19 protein-coding genes are annotated in these 22,607 nt (G+C 57.4%); 16 read left to right on the top strand and 3 right to left on the bottom strand.

Features of this window, described 5'->3' with window-relative positions; all coding sequences use genetic code 11:
- Positions 1-324: 324 nt before the first annotated feature.
- The gene (locus ACR0CE_RS02855; RefSeq protein WP_480485585.1) at positions 325-1,347 is read right to left on the bottom strand and encodes a LacI family DNA-binding transcriptional regulator; all 1,023 of its coding nucleotides are present in this window, start codon (positions 1,345-1,347) and stop codon (positions 325-327) included.
- A gap of 134 nt (positions 1,348-1,481) precedes the next feature.
- On the opposite strand from ACR0CE_RS02855, the gene ACR0CE_RS02860 reads away from it, so the two are divergent.
- The 11 genes from ACR0CE_RS02860 (at position 1,482) to ACR0CE_RS02910 (ending at position 10,491) form a co-directional block, all read left to right on the top strand.
- Entirely contained in the window at positions 1,482-1,667 is a 186-nt protein-coding gene (locus tag ACR0CE_RS02860; protein ID WP_267366030.1) for a hypothetical protein, read from the top strand.
- A gap of 23 nt (positions 1,668-1,690) precedes the next feature.
- The gene (locus ACR0CE_RS02865) at positions 1,691-2,836 is read left to right on the top strand and encodes a TRAP transporter substrate-binding protein (protein WP_480830834.1); all 1,146 of its coding nucleotides are present in this window, start codon (positions 1,691-1,693) and stop codon (positions 2,834-2,836) included.
- A 107-nt stretch (positions 2,837-2,943) separates the two neighbouring features.
- Positions 2,944-3,456: a TRAP transporter small permease gene (locus ACR0CE_RS02870; protein ID WP_209503870.1), complete on the top strand. Its 513-nt coding sequence runs from the start codon at positions 2,944-2,946 to the stop codon at positions 3,454-3,456.
- An 11-nt stretch (positions 3,457-3,467) separates the two neighbouring features.
- Positions 3,468-4,796, top strand: coding sequence for a TRAP transporter large permease (locus ACR0CE_RS02875; RefSeq protein ID WP_209503871.1), 1,329 nt, complete (start codon positions 3,468-3,470; stop codon positions 4,794-4,796).
- A gap of 12 nt (positions 4,797-4,808) precedes the next feature.
- Entirely contained in the window at positions 4,809-6,116 is a 1,308-nt protein-coding gene (hisD, locus tag ACR0CE_RS02880; RefSeq protein WP_209503872.1) for a histidinol dehydrogenase, read from the top strand.
- Positions 6,109-6,870 carry an SDR family NAD(P)-dependent oxidoreductase gene (locus ACR0CE_RS02885; protein ID WP_480830836.1) on the top strand — a complete coding sequence of 254 codons (762 nt, stop codon included), beginning with the start codon at positions 6,109-6,111 and terminating at the stop codon, positions 6,868-6,870. Before hisD ends, ACR0CE_RS02885 begins: the two co-directional genes overlap by 8 nt.
- Positions 6,867-7,847 carry an alcohol dehydrogenase catalytic domain-containing protein gene (locus ACR0CE_RS02890; RefSeq protein ID WP_480830837.1) on the top strand — a complete coding sequence of 327 codons (981 nt, stop codon included), beginning with the start codon at positions 6,867-6,869 and terminating at the stop codon, positions 7,845-7,847. The genes ACR0CE_RS02885 and ACR0CE_RS02890 overlap by 4 nt, the downstream gene beginning before the upstream one ends.
- A gap of 23 nt (positions 7,848-7,870) precedes the next feature.
- Positions 7,871-8,281: a universal stress protein gene (locus ACR0CE_RS02895; RefSeq protein WP_480830838.1), complete on the top strand. Its 411-nt coding sequence runs from the start codon at positions 7,871-7,873 to the stop codon at positions 8,279-8,281.
- 46 nt (positions 8,282-8,327) lie between these two features.
- A complete protein-coding gene (gene comD, locus ACR0CE_RS02900; protein ID WP_480831217.1) occupies positions 8,328-8,834 on the top strand; it encodes a sulfopyruvate decarboxylase subunit alpha in 507 nt (168 codons plus the stop codon).
- Complete coding sequence (gene comE / locus ACR0CE_RS02905) at positions 8,831-9,385, top strand: sulfopyruvate decarboxylase subunit beta (protein ID WP_480830840.1); 555 nt, start codon at positions 8,831-8,833, stop codon at positions 9,383-9,385. The genes comD and comE overlap by 4 nt, the downstream gene beginning before the upstream one ends.
- Entirely contained in the window at positions 9,385-10,491 is a 1,107-nt protein-coding gene (locus ACR0CE_RS02910; RefSeq protein ID WP_480830842.1) for an alpha-hydroxy acid oxidase, read from the top strand. The genes comE and ACR0CE_RS02910 overlap by 1 nt, the downstream gene beginning before the upstream one ends.
- A gap of 53 nt (positions 10,492-10,544) precedes the next feature.
- Here the strand turns inward: ACR0CE_RS02910 and ACR0CE_RS02915 are convergent, their stop codons facing one another.
- Entirely contained in the window at positions 10,545-12,590 is a 2,046-nt protein-coding gene (locus ACR0CE_RS02915; RefSeq protein WP_480830844.1) for an ASKHA domain-containing protein, read from the bottom strand.
- Positions 12,591-12,807: 217 nt separating this feature from the next.
- Between ACR0CE_RS02915 and guaB the strand changes: the two genes are divergently transcribed.
- The 3 genes from guaB to ACR0CE_RS02930 all read left to right on the top strand — a co-directional run bounded on the left by guaB (position 12,808) and on the right by ACR0CE_RS02930 (position 17,907).
- The gene (gene guaB / locus ACR0CE_RS02920; protein WP_480505132.1) at positions 12,808-14,256 is read left to right on the top strand and encodes an IMP dehydrogenase; all 1,449 of its coding nucleotides are present in this window, start codon (positions 12,808-12,810) and stop codon (positions 14,254-14,256) included.
- 93 nt (positions 14,257-14,349) lie between these two features.
- Entirely contained in the window at positions 14,350-15,507 is a 1,158-nt protein-coding gene (locus tag ACR0CE_RS02925) for an RsmB/NOP family class I SAM-dependent RNA methyltransferase (protein WP_480830845.1), read from the top strand.
- A gap of 108 nt (positions 15,508-15,615) precedes the next feature.
- Positions 15,616-17,907, top strand: coding sequence for an ATP-binding protein (locus ACR0CE_RS02930; RefSeq protein ID WP_480830847.1), 2,292 nt, complete (start codon positions 15,616-15,618; stop codon positions 17,905-17,907).
- Between the two features lie 4 nt (positions 17,908-17,911).
- Here the strand turns inward: ACR0CE_RS02930 and ACR0CE_RS02935 are convergent, their stop codons facing one another.
- Positions 17,912-18,505 (bottom strand): sulfotransferase family protein, encoded by a 594-nt coding sequence (locus tag ACR0CE_RS02935; RefSeq protein WP_480830849.1) that lies wholly within the window; start codon positions 18,503-18,505, stop codon positions 17,912-17,914.
- Positions 18,506-18,697: 192 nt separating this feature from the next.
- Between ACR0CE_RS02935 and recA the strand changes: the two genes are divergently transcribed.
- Positions 18,698-19,765: a recombinase RecA gene (recA, locus tag ACR0CE_RS02940; RefSeq protein ID WP_267366220.1), complete on the top strand. Its 1,068-nt coding sequence runs from the start codon at positions 18,698-18,700 to the stop codon at positions 19,763-19,765.
- A gap of 169 nt (positions 19,766-19,934) precedes the next feature.
- Positions 19,935-22,607, top strand: a complete 2,673-nt coding sequence (gene alaS, locus ACR0CE_RS02945) for an alanine--tRNA ligase (protein WP_480830851.1) — start codon at positions 19,935-19,937, stop codon at positions 22,605-22,607.

The raw sequence follows: 22,607 nt of genomic DNA on the forward strand, positions 1-22,607 counted from the left end.
GACGTTTCTGTACTTGGCTAGTTGCCTCGATCATATGCAGTGACTGGCGTGCGTTAGGTTCCGAGGAGCCTGAGGGTAGTCGGCAGAAGAGCGCGCCTCGCATTTGCCGCGCCCGTGGAGTGAAACCTTCGCGCCGTTGAAGTGCTGATCACCGGTAAATTTGCTTGGGGTCAGGCAGGTGAGCGTCGGGCCCGTTGATATATTCGTACTTCACTATGTGGTCACTTTGCGTGCTTTGATTCAGGTCAATGAAAGCGGATCGTCACACTGAATCGTAGACCGGTGCGCCTTTTACACGCAATGAACCGCCGAACTTTCTGAGCCTTAAGGAATGCGGTCAAGCAAGGAGTCTCGGGTGACCAAATGGGTCGAAAGCTCCAAAGACTGGCCCGCAGAGTTCGTTTCGATCATTCGTATCAACTCCTGCGCAGCCTTTTGACCCATTTCACGGTGGGGCACGTGAACCGTTGTCAGGGCAGGGCTGACAATGCGCGCGATTTCGATGTCGTCAAAGCCTGTAATCGACACGTCTTCGGGCACTCGGAGCCCCATTTTCTGCGCCTGCCTCAATGCGCCGACTGCCAGAACATCGTTTCCGCACAAAACTGCGGTCGGCGGCATGTCAGTCGCCATGAGATCCCTGAATGCCGTCGCGCCATTCTCGAACTCATATGTGGTTTCGATCACCATTAGGTCATCCGGCTGCAGGCCGTGTTCAGCCATGGCGCTTTTTATCCCAGCGATCCTGAGCCGCGCCCGGTCATTACCCGAACTGATACCCGATATCGTCGCAAGACGCGTATGTCCCTGTCTGATGATCTGGTCTGCCAGCGCTTTCATGGCCTTGCGGTTGTCGAACCCAACTGACGGCACAGGTTTATCCGGCAGAAAGGACCAGGCAACCAGCGCGGGCACTTTCCGTCTGTCCAGATAATCGTAAATATCTGCGTCCCTGTCATGACCGATCAATAACAGCCCATCCGCACCCCGTGCGACCAATGTTCGGATCTGATCCTTTTCCGCTTCGGGCTCATAGGCTGAACTGGAGACCAGCAGCGTGTAACCACGCTGATGTATCTCTTCCTGAAACGCCTGCAACCCCCTTGCGAATATCGCGTTTTCCATGGTGGGGATGATGGCGCCAATGGTAAATGACCGCTTGGCCGCCATCACGCGGGCCGCGAAATTTGGTGTGTACCCCAATTCCTCGACCGTCGACAGGACACGCTTGCGCGTTGCTTCAACAACTTGTTGCGGGTTGTTCAGACACCGGGACACTGTCGCGGTCGAAACACCCGCGGCCTTGGCAACGTCATCCAGTGTCGGAGCAGACCGATGTTTTGACATTCTCGAACTCTCAATTCCAGTTGGCTTAAGTTAATCGCATTTTTCAAATGATGAAAGCACCAATGTAAGCGCTTGCAATATTGATGTAAGCGCTTACAAAGGTGTTGAACCGATTCTGAACGGGAGTCCCGGAAATGGTCCTTGCTGCATCTGTCGTCGTTTTCGCGATCTATTTCGCCAACGTTGCTTTGGGTGCTTTTGCAGGCCGCGCGTTTCTTGGTGACGTAGGAGAGATGTTGGTTCTGTTCGCGGCGTCGATTTTGTTCGTTGTCGCGATTCTGAAAAAGGAAGCTGACCGAAACGCAACAGACGGCAGCTGAACTTTTGCTTGGGAGGGCAATTCATGAACAACGACGAGATTGAACTGGCGTCAACAGAACGTCGCAACTTTCTGAAGCTGAGCGCGAGTGGCGCGTTCACGGCCGCATTGGTTGCCGGGGCAGGGGGTGTTTTGTGGTCTTCCGAGGCTGCCGCGCAAACCGCAAAAGAAGAGAGTGAGCGCGAAAAGGCCGCAGACCACATTATGACGGTGGCGACAGCCTATGTGCTGGGTGCGTCGCGCAGCTATCCGATCATGCAGCTGGATCTGAAGGAAAACATCCAGAATGCTACCAACGGCAAGGTCTATGTCAAATTGGCCCCCGGTGGCCAGCTAGGCGCGGGCGGTGCGCTGGTGCAGAAAGTACAAGGTGGAACCATTCAGGCCGCGCAGCACTCGCTGTCGAATTTTGCGCCTTTTGCGTCCACGGTCGACCTGATCAACATGCCGTATCTGTGCGGGTCGAACCAGCGCTTCACCAACCTTGTCCATTCGGACACGTGGAAAAGCGAAGTCCACCCCAAGGTCGAGGCGGCAGGCTTCAAGGCCCTGTTCTACGTGAATATCGATCCGCGTGTTGTCGCAGTCCGGCAGGGTGGCAATGCGGTCATAACACCGGGGGACATGGGCGGGATCAAGTTCCGCGTTCCCGGTTCGAAGATGCTGCAACAATACTATCGCATGGTTGGTGCCAACCCGACGCCTGTGGCATGGGGTGAAACACCTTCGGCGATCAAGCAGGGTGTTGCCGACGCGCTCGATCCGTCGGTCGGGGCGCTTTATGTTTTCGGTTTCAAGGACATCCTCAGCCATGTGACCTTTACGCAGGCCGTTCCGGACAGTCAGGTGTATTCCTGTAATCTGGAGTGGTTCAACTCGATGCCAGCTGACGTGCAGGAAGGCATCATGTGGGGTGCCGAGATGACCGGTCATCAGAACCTGTCCAAAGTTCCGTCGGCCCGCGCCTATGCCATGGCCGAGTTGAACAAAGCTGGTGTTGAATTCCATTCGCTCAGCGATGATCAGCTGGCGGAATGGCAGGATGCCGGTGGGTATCAGCGTTCGGAATGGGATCCGTTCAAGACGGAACTGGCCGGTTCGATGGACAACTTTGAGAAGCTGGTCGAAGCGGCTGGTACGCAGGGCAAATACTACGTCCACGACGCCTAAGGTGAAACCTGTGGGCGCCTGCGGGCGTCCACGATCTTGTACTGCGCGGCCGACAGTGGCCCGTCAAGGCAGGTGCGGACTTGGCTGTTCCATCGCCGGAGGATCAGATGACCGTTCTTCAGAACATTGACCGAAACGCCGAACGCTGGTTGCTGCTGGTGTTCTACGTGATGCTGGTGATCACCATGGCCATCGAGGTGCTGCGGCGCGAGATATTCGCCTATTCCTCGATCTGGGGCGAGGAAATCGTACGGTATTCCTTTATCTACCTTGCCTGGATCGGTGCTGCTGCCGCGGTGAAAGAGCGCGCCCATATCCGGATCGATGTGATCATGCACTATGTCGGGCCGCGCCCCAAGGCACTGCTGTATATCTTCGGCGATCTGGTGATGTTCCTGGTGGCTATCATCGCACTCTACTGGTCGTATGAAGCGGTTCACGTTTCGGCCAAGTTTGGTTCCGTTACGGACGGTTTGCGGATTTCCAAGGTTTGGTTCCTGATGGCTGTGCCGACCGGGTTTGCCCTGATGATCTGGCGGCTGATCCAATCCCTGTTACGCGATCTGAAATGCCTTCGCGACGGCACGCCCGTCTTCGAAGGCGACAAGCTGTTTGACTGAGGAGAGACCGGATGCTTTGGAATTCCCTCAATCAAACCGTTGAACTGGGCTGGGATTTTTACCTGCCGGTGATCCTGTTCGTAGGCCTGATTGCCTTGGCCGTGCCCGTTTGGGCCGCCATTGGGACAGCAGCGATTGTAATGCTGATCATGTCCGGTGACCTTCCTCTCAGCCTTGTCGGAGAGAGCCTGTTTACTGGCATCGACGCTTTTGCCCTGACTGCTGTGCCCTTGTTTATCCTGACCGGGGATGTTTTGGTTCGGACAGGGTTGTCACGCAAGTTTCTGGATGTTGCCGAGGCTTTGACATGCTTCGCCAAGGGGGGCTTTGGATCGGCCACGGTGCTGGTCTGCGGAATGTTTGCGGCAATTTCGGGATCGGATGCTGCGGGGGCTGCTGCGGTGGGTCGGATGACCATCAACCGGTTGGTGGAAAGCGGGTATCCGCGCCCCTACGCCTGTGCTCTGGTCGCGGCCGGTGCCTGCACGGGCATCCTGATACCGCCCTCAATCGCCTATATCATCATCGGCCTTGTGCTGGGCATCTCCGCATCAACGCTTTTTCTGGCCGCTCTGATCCCGGGTCTGGCTATCCTGGTGTCGATCCTGATCACCAACATCATCATGAACCGCCTTTACGCTTACGAAGGTGGCGGCATGATGACCATGGGGGAGTGGTTGGCCAATCTGGGCAAGGCGCTCAGGTCTGGCTGGTATGCCTTTATCGTGCCGGGGATTATCTTTTACGGCATCTTTTCGGGCCGACTTACGCCGACTGAGGCTGGTGCCACGGCTGTTGTCGTCACCATCATCATGGGCTTCATCCTGCGTACGCTGACATTGGCGGATTTTCCGTCGATGCTGGTCAGCTCTGCAAAGGTGAACGGGGTGATCCTGCCGATCATCGCCTTTTCGGCTCCGCTGGCCGAGGCGCTGGCGATCATGGGTGTTCCTCAGGGGTTTGTCACTTCGGTGACCTCGCTGACAGACGACCCATATCTGCTGATCCTGTTGATGATCGGCATCCTGATCGCAGCGGGCTGCGTCATGGAGACGACGCCGAATATCGTCATCCTGGCACCTATCCTGAAACCACTGGCTGACAATATCGGCATGAACGAGATCCAGTTCTGCATCATGATGATCACCGCGCTGGGAGTGGGTTTTATCACCCCGCCGCTGGGGCTGAACCTGTTCGTCGTATCTGGCATTACCGGTGAATCCATTCTGAAGATTGCCGCCCGAGCCGTGCCTTTCGTATTGACCATGCTGATCGTGGTGATCCTGATCGCCTACGTGCCAGCCGTGTCGACAACATTGCTACCTGAAATCTACCAATAGGACCTGCTGAACATGCCTCGTGAATATCTGAAAAAGGCAACTTTAACGGCTCAATCACACGCCTCAGAGGTGCATGATACGGTTAAGACCATTCTTACCGATATCGAGGCGGGCGGTGATGCAAAGGCAAGAGAATACGCCGCCAAGTTCGACAAGTACGAAGGGAATGTCTTGCTGACCCCGGCTGAGATTGAGGCCGCCTGTGCAAAAGTTTCCGAAAAGCTGAAGGCCGACATCCGTTTCGCCCACGACAATGTGCGGCGCTTTGCCGAGACGCAGAAAGCGACCGTATCTGACGTTCAGACCGAGATCGTTCCGGGCTTCGTTGCCGGGCAGAAGGCAATTCCAGTGGATGCTGCAGGGTGTTACGTGCCAGGGGGGCGATACAGCCACATCGCCAGTGCGATTATGACAGTGACCACAGCGAAAGTTGCGGGATGTCGCCACATCACGGCGTGCTCGCCTCCGCGCCCTGGCGAAGGGGTTGCGCCTGCCATCGTTTATGCGGCGCATATCTGCGGGGCCGACAGCATTCTGGCCATGGGGGGCGTGCAGGGTGTTGCCGCCATGACTTACGGTCTGTTCGGTTTGCCGCGCGCCAACATCCTTGTGGGCCCCGGCAACCAGTTCGTGGCCGAAGCCAAGCGCATCCTTTACGGCAAGGTTGGTATCGACATGATCGCAGGTCCGACCGACAGTTTGATCCTTGCCGATCAGTCTGCCGATGCGCATGTCGTCGCCACCGATTTGGTCAGTCAGGCCGAGCACGGATACAACTCGCCGGTCTGGCTGGTCACTGATGATCGCGACCTTGCGCAAAAGGTGATGGAACTGGTACCTGCGCTCATCGCCGATCTGCCGGAACTGAACCGCGAAAACGCCTCGGCCGCATGGCGCGATTATGCTGAGGTTATCGTCTGTTCCAACCGCGAAGAGATGGCCGCCTGTTCCGACGAATATGCACCCGAACATCTGACGGTTCAGGCTGAGGATCTGGATTGGTGGCTGGAACGACTGACCTGTTATGGATCGCTGTTTCTGGGCGAGGAAACAACCGTGTCATACGGAGATAAGGCGACCGGTACGAACCATGTTCTGCCAACCTCGGGCGCGGCCAGCTATACTGGCGGGCTGAGTGTCCACAAATACATGAAGATCGTGACGTGGCAGCGGGCTACGCGCGAAGGGTCGAAGCCTATTGCCGAAGCGACCGCGCGGATATCGCGGTTAGAAGGAATGGAGGGTCACGCCCGTGCAGCAGATGTGCGTCTTGCGAAGTATTTCCCGGACGAGCAGTTCGACTTGACTGCCGATGGATGACCCGCGCACTTTATTTGACCTGACAGGCCGGGTGGCGTGTATCACCGGTGCCAGCTCGGGACTTGGGCGGCAAGTGGCACGAACCCTTGCCGCAGCAGGTGCCCGTGTTATCGGCGTGGCCCGGCGCAGTGACGCGTTGGCGGAGATGCAGGCCGAGATTGGCACGCGCGCTGCAGCGGTTGTTGCAGACGTTGCAGATCGCGCTGGGGTAGATGCGTTGACACAGGCCGTCACTTCCAAGTTTGGCCCCCCCGACATTCTGGTCCATGCGGCTGGGGTGAATACGCGTGAGGCCGCCGATGATGTTACTCCTGAGGGGTGGGACGCCACGCTTGCCCTGAACCTCAGCGCACCGTTCTTCCTCAGCCAGGCGATGGTTCCGGCGATGAAGGAAAAGGGGTGGGGGCGAATTGTCAATTTCGCCTCGCTGCAAACAACGCGCGCTTTTCCAGGTGGTATCGCCTATGGCGCGTCCAAGGCGGGGATCGGGCAGTTGACACGCGCCATGGCCGAGGCGTGGTCGCCCTTTGGCATAAACGCCAACGCCATTGGACCGGGGTTCTTTCCCACCGAACTGACGCAGGCTGTGTTCGACGACCCCAAGCGCGCGGAACGGAACGCCGCGCAAACCTGTATCGGACGCAATGGGCGGATGCAGGATATCGACGGGCCGATCCTGTTCTTATGCTCTCGGGCATCTGACTATGTCACGGGACAGGTTCTGATGGTTGACGGAGGGTTTACTGCCAAATGAAGGCTCTGGTTTACAAAGGTGTTGAACACATGGTTTTTGACGATGTGCCGAATGCCGAACCGGGCGCATCGGAACACCTGATCCGGGTCGAGGCGGTTGGCATCTGCGGATCGGACATGCACGCCTATCTGGGCCATGATGCACGTCGCCCAGCGCCCCTGATCCTCGGGCACGAGGCAGCCGGTGTCATAGCTGATGGTATCCGCGCCGGTGACCGGGTGACGATCAACCCGCTGGTAACCTGTGGCCAATGCGCGGCATGTCGGGCGGGTCGCGAGAATCTGTGCCCGGACCGCCAGATCATCTCGATGCCACCGCGCGAAGGGGCGTTCGCGCAATATGTCTCGATGCCAGGCAGAAATCTTGTCGACGTGCCCGATGATGTCCCTTTCGCCAAGGCTGCGCTGGCCGAACCTCTGGCGGTAAGCTGGCACGCAGTCAGACTGGGGATCGAGGCTCTGCATTCAGCGATGGACCGCCGCGCCTTGGTGATTGGCGGAGGGGCTATTGGCCTTGCGGCGGCCTTGGCCCTGCGGGCGCAGGGTATTGAAGACGTTACAATCGCGGAACCAAACGCGTTGCGCCGGACTTATCTGGCGGAAATCGAAAGTTTTGCACTTGTGGATGCGCCCAATGGGTCTTTCCCGTTGGTCATTGATGCTGTTGGATATGCCGCGACACGGTCGGTCGCTTCGGCCCTGGCCGCGCCGGGTGGCGTGATCGCGCATGTCGGATTGGGTGAAGATGCCGGAGGTCTGGACGTGCGTCGCATGACCTTGCAGGAGATCACCTTTATCGGAACCTACACCTACACCGCGCAGGATTTCCGCGACACGGCCCAGGCGATCTTTGACGGCCGTCTTGGCGCACTGAATTGGGTTGATGAGCGAGCACTGGCTGATGGCGCGCAGGCGTTTCGCGATATCCGCTCTGGCTCTGTAGCCGCACCGAAGATTATCCTGAGACCCTGGGGATAAACCTGACAGAACTGGAGGCCACCATGTACAAGAATATTCTGGTCCCGATGGCTTTGGATCACGGCATATCACAACATACGCTGGAGGTCGCGCGTGCCTTGTCCGAAAACGGGGCCGAGATTATCGGCTTGCATGTCTACGAAATGCCACAGGGATCAGTCAGCGCCTATCTCGACAAATCCGCAGTGGCCGAAGGGTTCGAACGCGCGAGGCGGGCATTGTTGCAAAAAGTTGACGGGCTGGATGGTGTGAAAGCCGAAATTATCAAAGGACACACCGCCCGCACCATCATTGACTACGCGACCAGCAACAATGTGGACTGCATTGTTATTGGTTCGCACAAACCGGACCTGAGCGACTACTTTCTGGGATCGACAGCGTCACGCGTTGTTCGTCATGCCCCCTGCGCTGTACATGTGCACCGCAGAACCTGATTTCCTTAATCGCGCCAAGCGCCCCAACAGGACCAACAGCCCGACCATGAACATAGACAAGAAGATAACCGACGATCTGGTGGCCAACGATATCTCGTTCGTCACCACCGTCCCGTGCAAGCAACTGGCGGGTGTCATCGCTGAAATCGACCAGCGAGAGGACATCCATCACATCCCGTCCAACAAGGAAGACGAGGGGATGGGCCTGTGCGCCGGGGCATGGATGGGCGGCAAACGTCCCGCGATCATCATGCAAAACACCGCAATCGGTGTGACGATCAACACACTGGCGACACTGATCCAGTTTTATCGCATGCCATTGCCGATGCTGATTTCCTATCGCGGAGAGCTGCGCGAACCGGTTGCCTGCCAGGTTGAAATGGCTGTGCATACCAAAGCGCTGCTGGCTCAGCTGAATATCCCGACTTATCACTTCCACCATCAGTCAGATGTTGAGGAACTCGACGCGATCCTCAAATACACCTTTATGTGCAACAAACCGGTCGCCATTCTGACCGATGCCAGTTTCTGGGGAGGCTATGGCGACCAATGATCCGTTCTGAAATTCTGAAAGAAATCGCTCCGATCCTGCGCGATCAGCTCGTTGTTTGTAACATTGGCATTCCAAGCCAGGAGTTGCACGCCATCGACGACCAGCCCACCAATTTCTACATGCTGGGCACGATGGGGCTGGCCTCATCTATTGGCTTGGGGTTAGCCTTGTCGCAGCCCAAGCCGGTTACCGTTATCGATGGGGATGGGTCGGTCCTGACCAATCTGGGTACCTTGCCGACCATCGCCAATAACGTGGCGGACAACTATATCCTGTTGATCGTCGACAATGGCTCTTACGGGTCCACTGGGGATCAGCCGACTTATGCCGGGCAGAAGACCTCTCTGGCGAAAATGGCGGAAGCCGCGGGATGCGAGCGCGTAATCGAATGTCAGGCCGAAGACACCGGCCGCGTGCTGCAAGAAGCGCTGGATTCGAAACAGATGACCATCATCGTGGCCAAGTGCGAAAGCGGAAACGCCAAGATGCCTGTTATTACTATGGATCCGGTGGTGATCCGCGACCGGTTCATGAAGGCCGTACAGGCCTGATGTTATCCAGCGCTATCCACAGTTCCGAAGACGCCCGCCGCCTGGCGCGGCGGCGTCTGCCGTGGATGGTGTTTGACTATATCGATGGGTCTGCCGGGGCCGAGGTTGGCGCAGCCCGAAACAGGGCTGCACTGGATAAGCTGATCCTTCGCCCTCGGATTCTGAAAGATGTAAGTGAAAGGTCGCTGGCTTGTTCCGTCTTTGGCAGGTCGACCCAGCGCCCGTTTGGCATCGCACCGATGGGTATGTGCAACCTGTCGGCCCCCGGTGCAGATCTGATGCTGGCACGTCTTGCGGCGCGGTACGAGGTGCCGCTTGGGGTGTCAACCGTCGCATCGACCCCGTTGGAAGACCTGATTGTCGAGGCAGAAGGACATGCCTGGTTTCAACTGTATTTCAGCGGCGATGGCAGTGGCACGTTCAAGCTGGTCGAGCGTGCAAAGGCTGCGGGGTACGAAACGCTGGTACTGACGGTCGACGTGCCCGAAGTGGGACGTCGCCCGCGCGAATTGCGCCATGGGTTCAGGATGCCGTTCAAAATGGGTCCGAAACAGGTGCTTGATTTTGCGCTTCATCCGCGGTGGTCGCTGTCGACGCTGCTGCGGGGCAAGCCCGAAATGGCGAATTTCCTGATGGACGGATATGATTTTGATCGCCGGGAAAGCCGGGCCAGGGCGACTTGGGAGACTTTGGCCCGTCTGCGCGACCAGTGGGCCGGGAAACTGGTGGTCAAGGGCGTTCTGGATGCAGAGGACGCGCTGAGCCTCAGGTCGGCAGGTGTCGATGCCATTCAGGTCTCAAGCCACGGTGGGCGCCAGTTGGACAGTGCGCCAGCGCCGATTGCCGTATTGCCAGAAATTCGGAACGCCGTCGGTCCGGATTATCCGCTGTTTTACGACAGCGGTTTGCGCTCGGGCGAGGATGTTTTGAAAGCGTTGGCAAACGGGGCAGATTTTGCCTTCTTCGGCCGCATCCTGCAATTTGCAATCGCGGCAGAAGGGGAAGAAGGGCTTGAGCAGCTGTGGTCTGTGCTGAGTGATGAAATGAGTATTGCCATGGCGCAGATGGGCGTTTCGTCGCTGGGCGAGGTGCGACGCGCAACCTGAAACCAGTTTGGGGAACGACCCAAGGCGTACCTGCGAGTCGTTCCTTTGCTGGTTTAACCGCGACGTCTGCGACGGCGTCCACCGCCTGTTTCGCTTTCTCCGCCCGTGTTGAAGCTTGGATTGGGCAGCGTGACAACCTGCGTCAGTTCCGGGAACGGATCGGTTTTGTGCGGGATCGCGTTGGCGGCCACGAAATGATCCTGGAACTTCGGCTCAATTGCGGTTTCGATCTTGGTGATCTCGCGCACGACGCGTTCGATTTCAGCGCGTGATCCGATATTGCACAGCGCAATCCGCGCGCCTGTACCAGCGGCATTACCCGCGCTGGTGACCTTGTCCAGCGGTGCATCAGGGATCATGCCCAGAACCATGGCGTGTTTGGTCGAAATATGAGCTCCAAAGGCACCGGCCAGAACCACACGATCCACCTTGTCAACTTCCATCTCGTCCATCAGCAGACGCGCACCGGCATATAGCGCGGATTTTGCCAGCTGGATGGCGCGGATGTCGCCCTGCGTGACGGTGATGCGGGGGCCACCTTCGGCGCTGGCATCGTGAATCAGGTAAGCGTGTGTGCGGCCTTCAGGAATGCAGCGGGCCGTTCCTGTCTGTTCGGCCGATCCGATCAGGCCACTTTCATCCAGAAGGCCAGCCATACGCATCTCGGCCACAGCTTCGATAATGCCCGAGCCGCAGATACCGGTGATACCAGTGGTGGCGACATCAAGGTCAAAGCCGTCTTCGTCCGACCATTTCTCGGACCCGATGATGCGAAAGCGGGGTTCCTTGGTAAGGGGATCGATTTCGATCCGCTCGATCGCGCCGGGTGCCGCGCGCTGGCCAGAACTGATCTGTGCGCCTTCAAACGCAGGCCCTGTGGGCGAGGAACAGGCCAGAACGCGGCTGGTGTTGCCCAGCAGGATTTCGGCATTGGTGCCCACATCGACGATCAGAACCAAATCCTCGGACTTGCCGGGTTCTTCGGACAGAGCTACCGCCGCGCAATCCGCGCCTACGTGCCCCGCGATGCAAGGCAGGATATAGACCTGCGCGCGGGGGTTCATGGTGGTCAGTTCCATCTCGCGTGCGGGCAGGGACATCGACTCGGACGTGGCCAGGGCAAAGGGCGCCTGACCCAGCTCGACCGGGTCCAGACCCAGCAGCAGATGGTGCATGACCGGGTTGCAGACAAACACCGTTTCAACGATCAGCACGGTGTCAATCCCAGCTTCTTCAGCGATTGAGGTGGTCAGATCATTGATCGCCTCGCGCACGGCTTTTGTCATTTCCTGATCCCCGCCGGGGTTCATCATGGAATATGAAACACGGCTCATCAGGTCTTCGCCAAAGCGGATTTGCGGGTTCATCAGACCCGACGACGCCTTGACTTCGCCGGTTTCCAAGTCGGTCAGATGAGCCGCAATCGTAGTTGAGCCGAGGTCGATGGCCAGCCCATACAGCCCGCCTTCGTGCAGGCCGGGCCAGATTTCGACGACGCGTGCGACGCTGTCCTTGTGACCTTTGTGAACGGCCACAGTGACTTCCCATTTGCCTTTGCGCAGAACCGGTTGCAGCTTGGACAGAAGCGATAGGTCCGCCGTGGCCGCGTCAATTTTCCATTGCTCGCGCAGCGCACGTTCAAGGCGCTCCAGATCGCCGGTTGGCGAATGCATGTCGGGTTCTTCGACCACCACGAAATACAGACGCGTTGCTGAATCCATGGTGATGGCGCGTGCCGTGGCGGCCTTGCGAACGACCTGACGATGTACCTGGCTTTCTGGCGGTACGTCGATCACGACATCGCCCTGAACCGAAGCCTGACAGCCCAGTCGACGACCGGGTTTCAGACCGCGCTTGTCGTCGTATCGTTGCTCGACAGCGTTCCATTCGCTCAGCGCATCCTTGGCCACCGTGACGCCGTGCTTGGGAAACTCGCCATAGCTTGGGGTGATCTGACACTTTGAACAGATACCACGGCCCCCGCAAACCGAATCCAGATCCACTCCCAATTGGCGGGCTGCGGTCAGAATGGGCGTTCCGACAGGAAAATGCCCGCGTTTGCCGGACGGGGTAAAGACGACAAGTGGGTCGGTGGTCATGAGTGACATGCCTTTTTGTGTTCGCGTGTTTTCCCGGCAAGATATGGGTTTGAGCGCAAAGGGAAAGGGCTATCAGCGGCACGATTTGCGCGGCATGCGTCGTTTTCTTCGGCTGTATAGGCAACTGGAGCCACAGAGTTGCCCCCAAGGGCTTTTCCTTTGGTTCAATCCATGCAATAGGGTCACCGCCAAACGGGCTTTTGCATGGGGTATTCAGATGCAGATTCGTGAGGCACTCACCTTTGACGACGTTCTTCTGGTTCCGGCCGCATCTTCAGTGCTGCCGGCAACAGCGAACACCACCACGCGTGTCACGCGTGAGATTACCATGAACATCCCGCTGCTGAGCTCGGCCATGGACACTGTGACCGAGGCGCGCATGGCCATTGCCATGGCACAGGCGGGCGGTATCGGGGTCATCCACAAGAACCTTTCCGTAGAAGAGCAGTCTCGCGAAGTTCGCCGCGTCAAACGGTTCGAGTCGGGTATCGTCTACAACCCCGTTACCTTGCGCGCGGATCAAACCCTGGCCGATGCGAAGGCTCTGGTCGAGCGCTATAATTTTACCGGTTTCCCGGTAGTTGACGCGGATGGCCGCGTTGTTGGTATCGTGACCAACAGGGATATGCGCTTTGCCAATTCCGACAACACACCGATCAAGGCGATGATGACCTCGGAAAACCTGGCAATGCTGAAAGAACCCGCCGATCTGGAAGAGGCTAAAAGCCTGATGCGGGCCCGTCGTATCGAAAAATTGCTTGTGGTCGATGGCACGGGAAAACTTACAGGTCTGCTAACGTTGAAAGACACCGAACAGGCCGTTCTGAACCCAACTGCCTGCAAAGACCGGCTTGGCCGCCTGCGAGTGGCTGCCGCGACATCGGTTGGAGACGCGGGATTTGAGCGGTCCGAGCAACTGGTGGCTTCGGGCGTGGATATCATTGTCGTCGATACGGCGCATGGTCATTCTCAGGGTGTGCTGGATGCGGTCAGACGGGTCAAAACCCTGTCGAACGAGGTTCAGATCATTGCGGGAAACGTGGCCACAGGCGAGGCGACCAAGGCACTGATCGACGCGGGTGCTGACGCCATCAAGGTGGGCATTGGCCCCGGCTCGATCTGTACAACACGCATGGTGGCGGGCGTTGGTGTCCCTCAGCTGACCGCGATCAGTGATTGTGCGGCTGCGGCGGGAGATGTTCCGGTCATTGCGGATGGTGGCATCAAGTTCTCGGGCGATTTTGCCAAGGCAATCGCGGCTGGCGCGTCCTGCGCCATGGTCGGTTCGATGATCGCGGGCACAGACGAAAGCCCGGGTGAGGTCATTTTGTATCAGGGCCGGTCGTTCAAATCCTATCGCGGTATGGGCAGTCTTGGTGCGATGGCGCGCGGATCGGCGGATCGGTATTTCCAGAAGGACGCAGCAAATGACAAGCTGGTACCCGAAGGGATTGAAGGGCAGGTTCCTTACAAAGGATCAGCCAGTGCAGTGATCCACCAGCTAGTTGGTGGTTTGCGCGCCGCGATGGGATACACCGGCTGCGCGACTGTCGAAGAGATGCGCAGAAACTGCCAATTCGTAAAGATCACGGGCGCAGGTCTGAAAGAGAGCCACGTGCACGATGTTCAGATCACACGTGAAAGCCCGAACTACCGGGTGATGTAAGCCGTTGCGCGTGACATACGGCACCCATGCTCGGGGTGCCGTAGCTATTTTGTATTGGCCTGTCACGGCCTGTTTCAGTCAAGGTAATCCGTGATGACACCTGCTGCCCGCGTTCAGGCCTCGATTGAAATATTGGATCAAATTCTGGCCGGGGCCCCGGTTGAAAAAGCGCTGACCGGCTGGGCGCGGCGCAGCAGGTTTGCGGGCTCCAAGGATCGGGCAGCTATTCGCGATCATGTGTTTGACGCTGTGCGGTGCAAACGCTCATTTGCTGCTTTGGGTGGTTCCGGAACTGGCCGCGGCCTGATGATCGGCGCAATTCGCGCATCGGGTGAAGATCCGGTTGAGTTGTTTACCGGTGACCGCCACGCGCCAGAAGCCCTTCAAAATGACGAAGTATCAAGGGATTTTGCATCCGACGCCGAGAGATATGATCTTCCCGACTGGCTGTGGCCAAGGTTCGTTGCATCCTTGAACGATGCCGCCGTGCCTTGCGCATTGGCATTGCAAGAGCGCGCCCCGGTTTTTCTGCGGCTCAATCTGTTGAAAACGGATGCAACCCGGGCGATTAATGCATTGGCGACCGACGGTATTTCTGCCTGTCCAACACCGATATGCGAGACTGGCCTAGAGGTGACAGAGGGCACGCGTCGGATCGCGCAAAGCCAGGCATACGCTCAGGGCTTGGTCGAGCTTCAGGATGCGGCAAGTCAGGCGGTTGTTGCTGCCTTGGATCTGCGCCCTGGAATGCGCGTTTTGGACTATTGCGCCGGGGGCGGCGGCAAGTCGCTTGCGATTGCTGCAAACAAAGGCGTCGAAGTATACGCTCATGATGTAAACGCACGCCGAATGAAGGATATTCCAGCGCGGGCAGAACGGGCAGGGGCCAGAATAACCATCCTGAACAGCGCGGAACTTGCTGGTCACGGGCCTTTTGACGTCGTTTTGGCCGACGCCCCGTGTTCTGGCAGCGGTTCGTGGCGGCGCGCACCGGCAGGCAAATGGGCGTTGACTGAAGAACGGTTGCAAGAACTCACGGTCATTCAGGCTGACATTCTCGCAGATATCACGCCATTGGTCCAAGCAGGTGGAGTGCTGGCTTATGCAACGTGTTCGGTTCTTGCCGACGAGAACGATGCGGTTGTCGACAGGTTTCTGACAAAACATGCGGGCTGGCGTGAAACCTTCCGGCAGGCGTGGCAGGTAACGCGCGGGTCCGACGGGTTCTTTACGTCACACTTGACGCGCTGATCTTTCGGTAAATACAACCCTGGGTAGCTGATTTGTTTTTTAGCGCCGTTAGGCGAGTGTTAACCAATTCTACCTGTTATTACCGCAAAACCTGTGCCCGAGCCGTTTATGCCTGACATCACTGAATTTGTTCCAGTCCCTTCAACCGCCGATACTCCATCGGTGTTTCGGATCGGGTCGTTGGTGTTTGTGGCGCTGTTGATCAGCCTGGCACCTGCGGTTGGGTTTCTGCCGTCGGATTGGACAAAAGGTTTGCTGGCAACAGGCATTTCCCTTTTGGTTGTGGCGCTCTTGTTTGGGATCAAGGGGGCGATTACGAACAGGCATTTGCAACAGATATCAGCCCTTTTGGCCGCTTTCGCAGAGCGCGAGGATGCTCCGGTCGTGATCTCAAACGGGTATGGTGACATATTGGCCGCGAACGTCCTGGCGGACAAAAAGCTGGGGGCCATACGAGGCGAAAACCTAGCCCGCTGTTTGCGCTCCAGGTTTGCTAACCCTTCGGCGATCTTGTTGAGCCTACAATCGCGGGCGCAATCCACAGGAAGCGCCCAGAGCGAGTTTCCCGGTGGCGATCGGACTATTTCGGTTTCCGTGCACCGATTGCGGCCGGGACTGTTCTACTGGAACTTTAGCTGTGTTCAACAGGATAGCTGGCAAACCCTTGGCTTGCCGGTCGTAACCCTTGGACGCGCAGGTGACGTATTGCGCGTCAATGCCACGGCCGAGCGTTTGTTTGGTGCGCACCCTGCCAGGGCGCAGGATATTTTCAGCGAAGCCGAACCGCGGACCGGGGCTGTCAACGCAGTCAGGACCCGCGATTGTCATATTCTGGCAGCCGTGTCCGAATTTTCTCAATCCGGGTCGGAACGAAGCCTTTGTTTGTTACCGATTACGCAGATGCCCGCACAGGATGCGGTCATGTCCTTCTCTGACCTCCCGGTTCCAATCCTCAGACTTTCCGAGGACGGCATCATTCTGGACAGTAATCGGCTGGCGGCGAAACTGTTGGGAAAGAAGCAGCTTGAAGGCAGTAACATCAGCGACATCATGCGGGGCGTAGGGGGCCCTGTGCTGGATTGGTTGAAACGAACCGAGGCGCATGAAGAAACGCAGCGATCAGAGTTTTTGCAGTTCATTAGGGACGACAAGGAAATCTTTGTTCAAGTCACCCTGAGCCGTATGTTTGTCGATGGAAAGATATGCCTGATCGCGGTTCTGAACGATGCGACTGAACTGAAGACTCTGGAAGCTCAATTCGTTCAGGGCCAGAAGATGCAGGCCGTAGGGCAATTGGCCGGAGGTGTTGCACATGATTTCAACAACCTGCTGACGGCCATTTCCGGTCACTGCGATCTGCTGCTGTTGCGCCATGACCAGAATGACCCGGACTACGGGGATTTGGTGCAGATCAATCAGAATGCCAACCGGGCCGCCGCGCTGGTCAGTCAGCTTTTGGCGTTTTCGCGAAAACAGACCCTCAGGCCGGAAGTGTTGGATCTGCGTGACACGATCTCGGACCTTATTCACCTGCTGAACCGTTTGGTTGGCGAGAAGGTGCAATTGACGCTGAGCCACGATCCGGTGCTCAAACCCGTGCGGGCGGACAAGCGTCAACTTGAGCAGGTGCTGATGAACCTTGTCGTTAACGCACGAGATGCCATGCCGGACGGTGGTGAAATTCGCATTGAAACCAGTGTGTTGACCCTTTTGCAGCCTCTCATGCGGGACAGGGCAACCGTACAACCGGGCGACTATGTGACAGTCAAGGTTGTGGATGGCGGTGTTGGTATCCCAGCAGATAAGCTGCAGAAGATTTTCGAACCCTTCTACACCACGAAACGAACTGGTGAGGGCACCGGGTTGGGGTTGTCAACGGCCTACGGGATCGTAAAGCAAACCGGTGGGTTTATCTTTGTCGACAGCGCAATTGGACGGGGCACCGAGTTCACTGTCTTTCTTCCGGTTTGCGCGACGACGTCCGAGGTCGAAACTGAATCGCCAGTCCAGCCCGAAGCCCAGAGCGCCAGGCAGGGCGAAGGCGTGGTGCTGCTGGTCGAGGATGAGGCGCCTGTTCGCGCCTTTGCGACCCGCGCCCTGCGGCTGAAAGGTTACACCGTGCTCGAGGCGGACTCGGCGGAAGAGGCGCTTCGACTGCTTGAAGATTCCGCGTTAAGTGTTGATGTATTCGTCACAGATGTTGTCATGCCAGGAATGGACGGGCCCACTTGGGTGCGCAAGGCTAGGGAGACGCGCCCGGACGCGCGTGTGATCTTCGTGTCCGGGTATACCGAAGGCGTTTTCGGCGATACCGGTCCGGATATTGCCAACTCAACCTTTCTGCCCAAACCGTTTTCCCTCAACCAATTGACAGAGGCTGTGTTTCAACAACTCAACTGATGGATCACAATGCGGCTTTGTGCAGCGCAAATTCTTCTGGGCAGGCATTTCGAAACTTCTGTTCGGTAGCAGGTGACAGATGCAAATCTCCCGGAGGCGATACGTTTTCGCGCTTCAGGTCGATCTGCATGTCCAGACGTGCTTGCAGAAAGTCTAACACCTTGTCTTGATGCTCGTATTTGAAGATATGACGAGCGCTAGAACTGTCTTTGCGAGTACGAAAGAATTGCGCCTGGCTGCCGACATTGGCGAACTCGGGACGTGTGTCCAGCAAATAGGCTTGCACGAATGCGTCAAAACTCATGTCACGTGTCGAGCGCGGTTGACCTATCAAGTCTTCACGACTGCGAAACCGGTACCAGCTGCCCAGCCAATCCAACGGCTCGCGCACAACGGCCATAATTTCCATCTCGGTATCAAACAGTTTTCGAAACATGGTCTGGAAAAACCGGTCATACCGACGCACCGGGGCGTGTTTCAGCTCAGGTGGATGTGTCACGATGAGATCGGCCCGGTCACGCAACGCCGTGTGATAAGCCGTGCTTCCGGTCTTGGGGACTGAAAGAAAAGCAAGTCGTTCTTTATAAAAAACAAGCATTTATCGGTTCCCAAGGTTGCCATGTTTCTTATGCAGATTGTCGTAAACGACTCTTTAACACAATTGCAGAAGACTGATTTCTGTAAGTTTTAGTTGAAATGTTCTCTTTTTGATCTCATAAGGAACAAGAGGCGAACAAAGCAGCGATTGCCGCCCGATTAAGGGTGTGACAAAAGGGAAGGCGACAGGACAATGGCGGATCTTCTGACAATGAGCGACAAGAAAAACGCAGACAAGCAAAAGGCGCTCGACAGTGCGCTGGCCCAGATCGAACGGCAGTTCGGCAAGGGGTCGATCATGAAGCTGGGAGAAGATGCCCGGCAGGACATCGAGGCGAGCTCGACCGGGTCGCTGGGTCTGGATATCGCGCTGGGTATCGGCGGGCTGCCGATGGGGCGTATCGTTGAGATTTACGGGCCTGAGAGCTCGGGTAAAACCACTTTGACCCTTCATTGCATTGCTGAGCAGCAAAAGCGCGGCGGAGTTTGCGCGTTCGTAGATGCGGAACACGCTCTGGACCCGCAATATGCCCGCAAGCTGGGCGTTGATCTGGATGAGCTTTTGATCTCCCAGCCTGACACCGGTGAGCAGGCGCTTGAAATCACAGATACTCTGGTACGCTCGGGCGCAGTCAATATGGTTGTTGTCGACTCGGTCGCTGCCCTGACGCCGAAATCGGAACTCGAAGGGGACATGGGAGACAGCAGCGTGGGTGTTCAGGCCCGGCTGATGAGCCAGGCAATGCGCAAACTGACAGGCTCGATCAGCCGTTCGAACTGCATGGTCATCTTCATCAACCAGATCCGGATGAAGATCGGCGTGATGTTCGGCAGCCCGGAAACCACAACCGGTGGCAATGCGCTGAAATTCTACAGCTCGGTTCGGCTGGATATCCGCCGGATTGGCGCAATCAAGGACCGGGATGAAGTGGTCGGGAACCAGACCCGCGTCAAAGTTGTGAAGAACAAGGTCGCACCGCCGTTCAAGCAGGTCGAGTTCGATATCATGTATGGCGAAGGCATCTCGAAGATGGGCGAATTGCTGGATTTGGGTGTTAAAGCTGGTGTTGTCGAAAAGTCCGGGTCCTGGTTCAGCTATGGTGATGAGCGGATCGGGCAGGGGCGTGAGAACGCCAAACAATACCTGCGGGAAAACAGCCGGGTGGCGCTGGACATCGAAGACAAGATCCGCGCGGCGCATGGGCTGGAATTCGATATGTCGCCAGGCGTTGCCGAGGATGACGATATTCTGGAGGCCTGATGTCCTGAGGTGGGTAACCCCTGACATCTGCGCAAAGACTGTAACACTTGAAACAAGGCGGCTTGATCGGGTCGCCTTGTTTCGTTCCTGTGTGCCTCTGCTGTGGACACTCACCTGACACGGGGCTAAACCAACGGAGACCAAGATATATGTGCGCCGAGAGAGCCCTATGCCAACCCTGAACGACATCCGATCGACTTTTCTGAACTACTTTGAAAAACAAGGGCATGAGATCGTCGCGTCCAGCCCGCTGGTGCCGCGCAATGACCCGACACTGATGTTCGTGAACTCAGGCATGGTGCAGTTCAAGAACCTGTTTACCGGTCTGGAAACCCGCGATTACAAACGCGCCACCACGGCGCAGAAATGTGTGCGTGCGGGTGGCAAGCACAACGATCTTGACAATGTTGGCTATACGGCGCGTCACCATACGTTTTTTGAGATGCTGGGAAACTTTTCATTCGGGGATTACTTCAAACATGAAGCGATCCCTTTTGCCTGGGAACTGATCACCAGAGAATTCGGTATCGACAAAACCCGCCTGTTGACCACTGTCTATCATACCGATGATGAAGCCTTTGAAATCTGGAAAAAGGTCGGTGTGCCCGAGGACCGGATCATTCGCATCGCCACCAATGACAATTTCTGGCAGATGGGTCCGACCGGACCTTGCGGCCCGTGTACCGAGATCTTCTATGATCACGGCGATCACATCTGGGGCGGCCCTCCGGGATCACCCGAGGAAGATGGCGACCGGTTCATCGAAATCTGGAACGTCGTTTTCATGCAAAACGAGCAGTTCGAAGATGGCTCGATGGTCGAGCTTGACATGCAGTCCATCGACACAGGTATGGGGCTTGAACGGATTGGGGCGCTGTTGCAGGGCAGCCATGACAATTACGACACCGACTTGTTCAAAACCTTGATCGAGGCTTCGGCAGATGCGACCGGTGTCGACCCGTATGGCGACCAGAACGTGCATCACAGGGTGATCGCGGATCACCTGCGGTCGACCTCGTTCCTGATTGCAGACGGTGTGATGCCCAGCAATGACGGCCGGGGATATGTTCTGCGCCGGATCATGCGCCGCGCCATGCGCCATGCGCACCTGCTGGGCGCCAAGGATCCTGTCATGCATCGCCTGGTACCTACGCTGGTGCAGCAGATGGGCGGGCATTATTCTGAACTGAAACAGGCGCAACCGCTTATCGAAGAGACGCTGCTGCTGGAAGAAACCCGGTTCAAGCAGACACTGGACCGTGGTCTGAAGTTGCTGGATGATGAGGTTTCAGGGCTTTCTGAGGGGGCACCCCTGTCAGGTGAAGCGGCCTTTAAGCTTTACGACACGTATGGCTTCCCACTGGATCTTACGCAGGATGCGCTGCGTGAAAAGGGCCTGAGCGTCGACACGGACGGTTTTGACACCGCGATGGCTGAACAGAAGGCCAAGGCACGTGCCGCATGGGCCGGGTCAGGTGAAGCAGCGGATCAGGTCGTATGGTTTGATGTGCTGGATACCGCCGGTGCGACGGATTTTCTCGGCTACGATACCGAGAAAGCCGAAGCGCAGGTTGCCGCTTTGGTTGTTGATGGCGCAATGGTCGACAAGATCGACGCGGGCAGCAGCGGTTGGGTCGTCGTGAACCAGACCCCGTTCTACGGGGAGGCCGGCGGTCAGGTCGGCGATACTGGCGCGTTGCGTAGGCTGGAGGATCGCGATCACCTGAGCCGCGTGGAGGACACGAGGAAGTTTGCCGACGGCAAGGTCTATGCTCATAAGGTGGCGGTTCAAAGCGGCGTTGTTTGCAAGGGCGACGCGGTAGAGCTTGAGGTTGATCACGCCCGCCGTTCCGCCATTCGCGCCAATCACTCGGCCACGCACCTGCTGCATGAAGCCCTGCGCGAAACGCTAGGTGACCACGTAGCACAACGCGGTTCGCTGAACGCAGCGGATCGTCTGCGGTTCGACTTCAGTCATTCCAAAGCGCTGAGCCTGGAGGAAATCCAAAAAGTCGAACGCGAGGTGAACGATTTCATCCGCCAGAATTCGACTGTTGAAACCCGGGTCATGACACCCGACGACGCGCGCGCATTGGGCGCGCAGGCCCTGTTCGGCGAGAAATATGGTGACGAGGTTCGTGTCGTCTCCATGGGCAAGGCACCAACAGGCAAAGGCCATGACGGCGATACGTGGTCGATAGAACTCTGTGGCGGTACACATGTGCGCCAGACAGGAGATATCGGCACCTTTGTTGTGTTGGGTGACAGCGCCAGCAGTGCAGGTGTGCGCCGGATCGAAGCGCTGACCGGGGATGAAGCCTTCCGCTATCTTTCGGCACAGGATCAACGTCTGGCTCAGGTCGCATCAGAACTGAAGGCGCAACCGGACGACGTTGTGGCGCGCGTGAAAAGCCTTCTGGACGAACGCAAGGCTTTGCAGAACGAAGTGGCTCAGTTGCGCCGGGATCTGGCTATGGCTGGTGGGGCCGGTCACGGCGGTGGTGCCGAGGCGCGGGATGTAAATGGTGTGAAATTCCTGGCGCAAGCCCTTAGCGGTGTTTCAGGTAAGGACCTCCCTGCGTTGATCGACGAACACAAAAGCCGCCTTGGATCGGGTGCGGTGCTGCTGATTGCGGATACGGGCGGCAAGGCGGCCGTTGCCGCTGGTGTGACGGAAGATCTGACCGGGCGAATTTCGGCGGTGGATCTTGTAAAAGCGGCCGTGATCGAGTTGGGCGGAAAAGGAGGCGGCGGCCGCCCTGACATGGCCCAGGGCGGCGGCAAGGATGCGTCAAATGCAGAGGCGGCAATCAAGGCCGCACAACAGGTTTTGGGAGGATAA

The organism is Ruegeria sp. L11 (genome assembly GCF_056531755.1).

Coding starts and splice junctions, on each gene's coding strand:
- ACR0CE_RS02860 (WP_267366030.1), top strand. CDS start 1,482: ATGGTCCTTGCTGCATCTGTCGTCGTTTTCGCGATCTATTTCGCCAAC.
- ACR0CE_RS02910 (WP_480830842.1), top strand. CDS start 9,385: ATGTTATCCAGCGCTATCCACAGTTCCGAAGACGCCCGCCGCCTGGCG.
- comD (WP_480831217.1), top strand. CDS start 8,328: ATGAACATAGACAAGAAGATAACCGACGATCTGGTGGCCAACGATATC.
- ACR0CE_RS02875 (WP_209503871.1), top strand. CDS start 3,468: ATGCTTTGGAATTCCCTCAATCAAACCGTTGAACTGGGCTGGGATTTT.
- ACR0CE_RS02870 (WP_209503870.1), top strand. CDS start 2,944: ATGACCGTTCTTCAGAACATTGACCGAAACGCCGAACGCTGGTTGCTG.
- ACR0CE_RS02885 (WP_480830836.1), top strand. CDS start 6,109: ATGGATGACCCGCGCACTTTATTTGACCTGACAGGCCGGGTGGCGTGT.
- ACR0CE_RS02890 (WP_480830837.1), top strand. CDS start 6,867: ATGAAGGCTCTGGTTTACAAAGGTGTTGAACACATGGTTTTTGACGAT.
- ACR0CE_RS02930 (WP_480830847.1), top strand. CDS start 15,616: ATGCCTGACATCACTGAATTTGTTCCAGTCCCTTCAACCGCCGATACT.
- recA (WP_267366220.1), top strand. CDS start 18,698: ATGGCGGATCTTCTGACAATGAGCGACAAGAAAAACGCAGACAAGCAA.
- alaS (WP_480830851.1), top strand. CDS start 19,935: ATGCCAACCCTGAACGACATCCGATCGACTTTTCTGAACTACTTTGAA.
- ACR0CE_RS02865 (WP_480830834.1), top strand. CDS start 1,691: ATGAACAACGACGAGATTGAACTGGCGTCAACAGAACGTCGCAACTTT.
- comE (WP_480830840.1), top strand. CDS start 8,831: ATGATCCGTTCTGAAATTCTGAAAGAAATCGCTCCGATCCTGCGCGAT.
- guaB (WP_480505132.1), top strand. CDS start 12,808: ATGCAGATTCGTGAGGCACTCACCTTTGACGACGTTCTTCTGGTTCCG.
- hisD (WP_209503872.1), top strand. CDS start 4,809: ATGCCTCGTGAATATCTGAAAAAGGCAACTTTAACGGCTCAATCACAC.
- ACR0CE_RS02895 (WP_480830838.1), top strand. CDS start 7,871: ATGTACAAGAATATTCTGGTCCCGATGGCTTTGGATCACGGCATATCA.
- ACR0CE_RS02935 (WP_480830849.1), bottom strand. CDS start 18,505: ATGCTTGTTTTTTATAAAGAACGACTTGCTTTTCTTTCAGTCCCCAAG.
- ACR0CE_RS02925 (WP_480830845.1), top strand. CDS start 14,350: ATGACACCTGCTGCCCGCGTTCAGGCCTCGATTGAAATATTGGATCAA.
- ACR0CE_RS02915 (WP_480830844.1), bottom strand. CDS start 12,590: ATGACCACCGACCCACTTGTCGTCTTTACCCCGTCCGGCAAACGCGGG.
- ACR0CE_RS02855 (WP_480485585.1), bottom strand. CDS start 1,347: ATGTCAAAACATCGGTCTGCTCCGACACTGGATGACGTTGCCAAGGCC.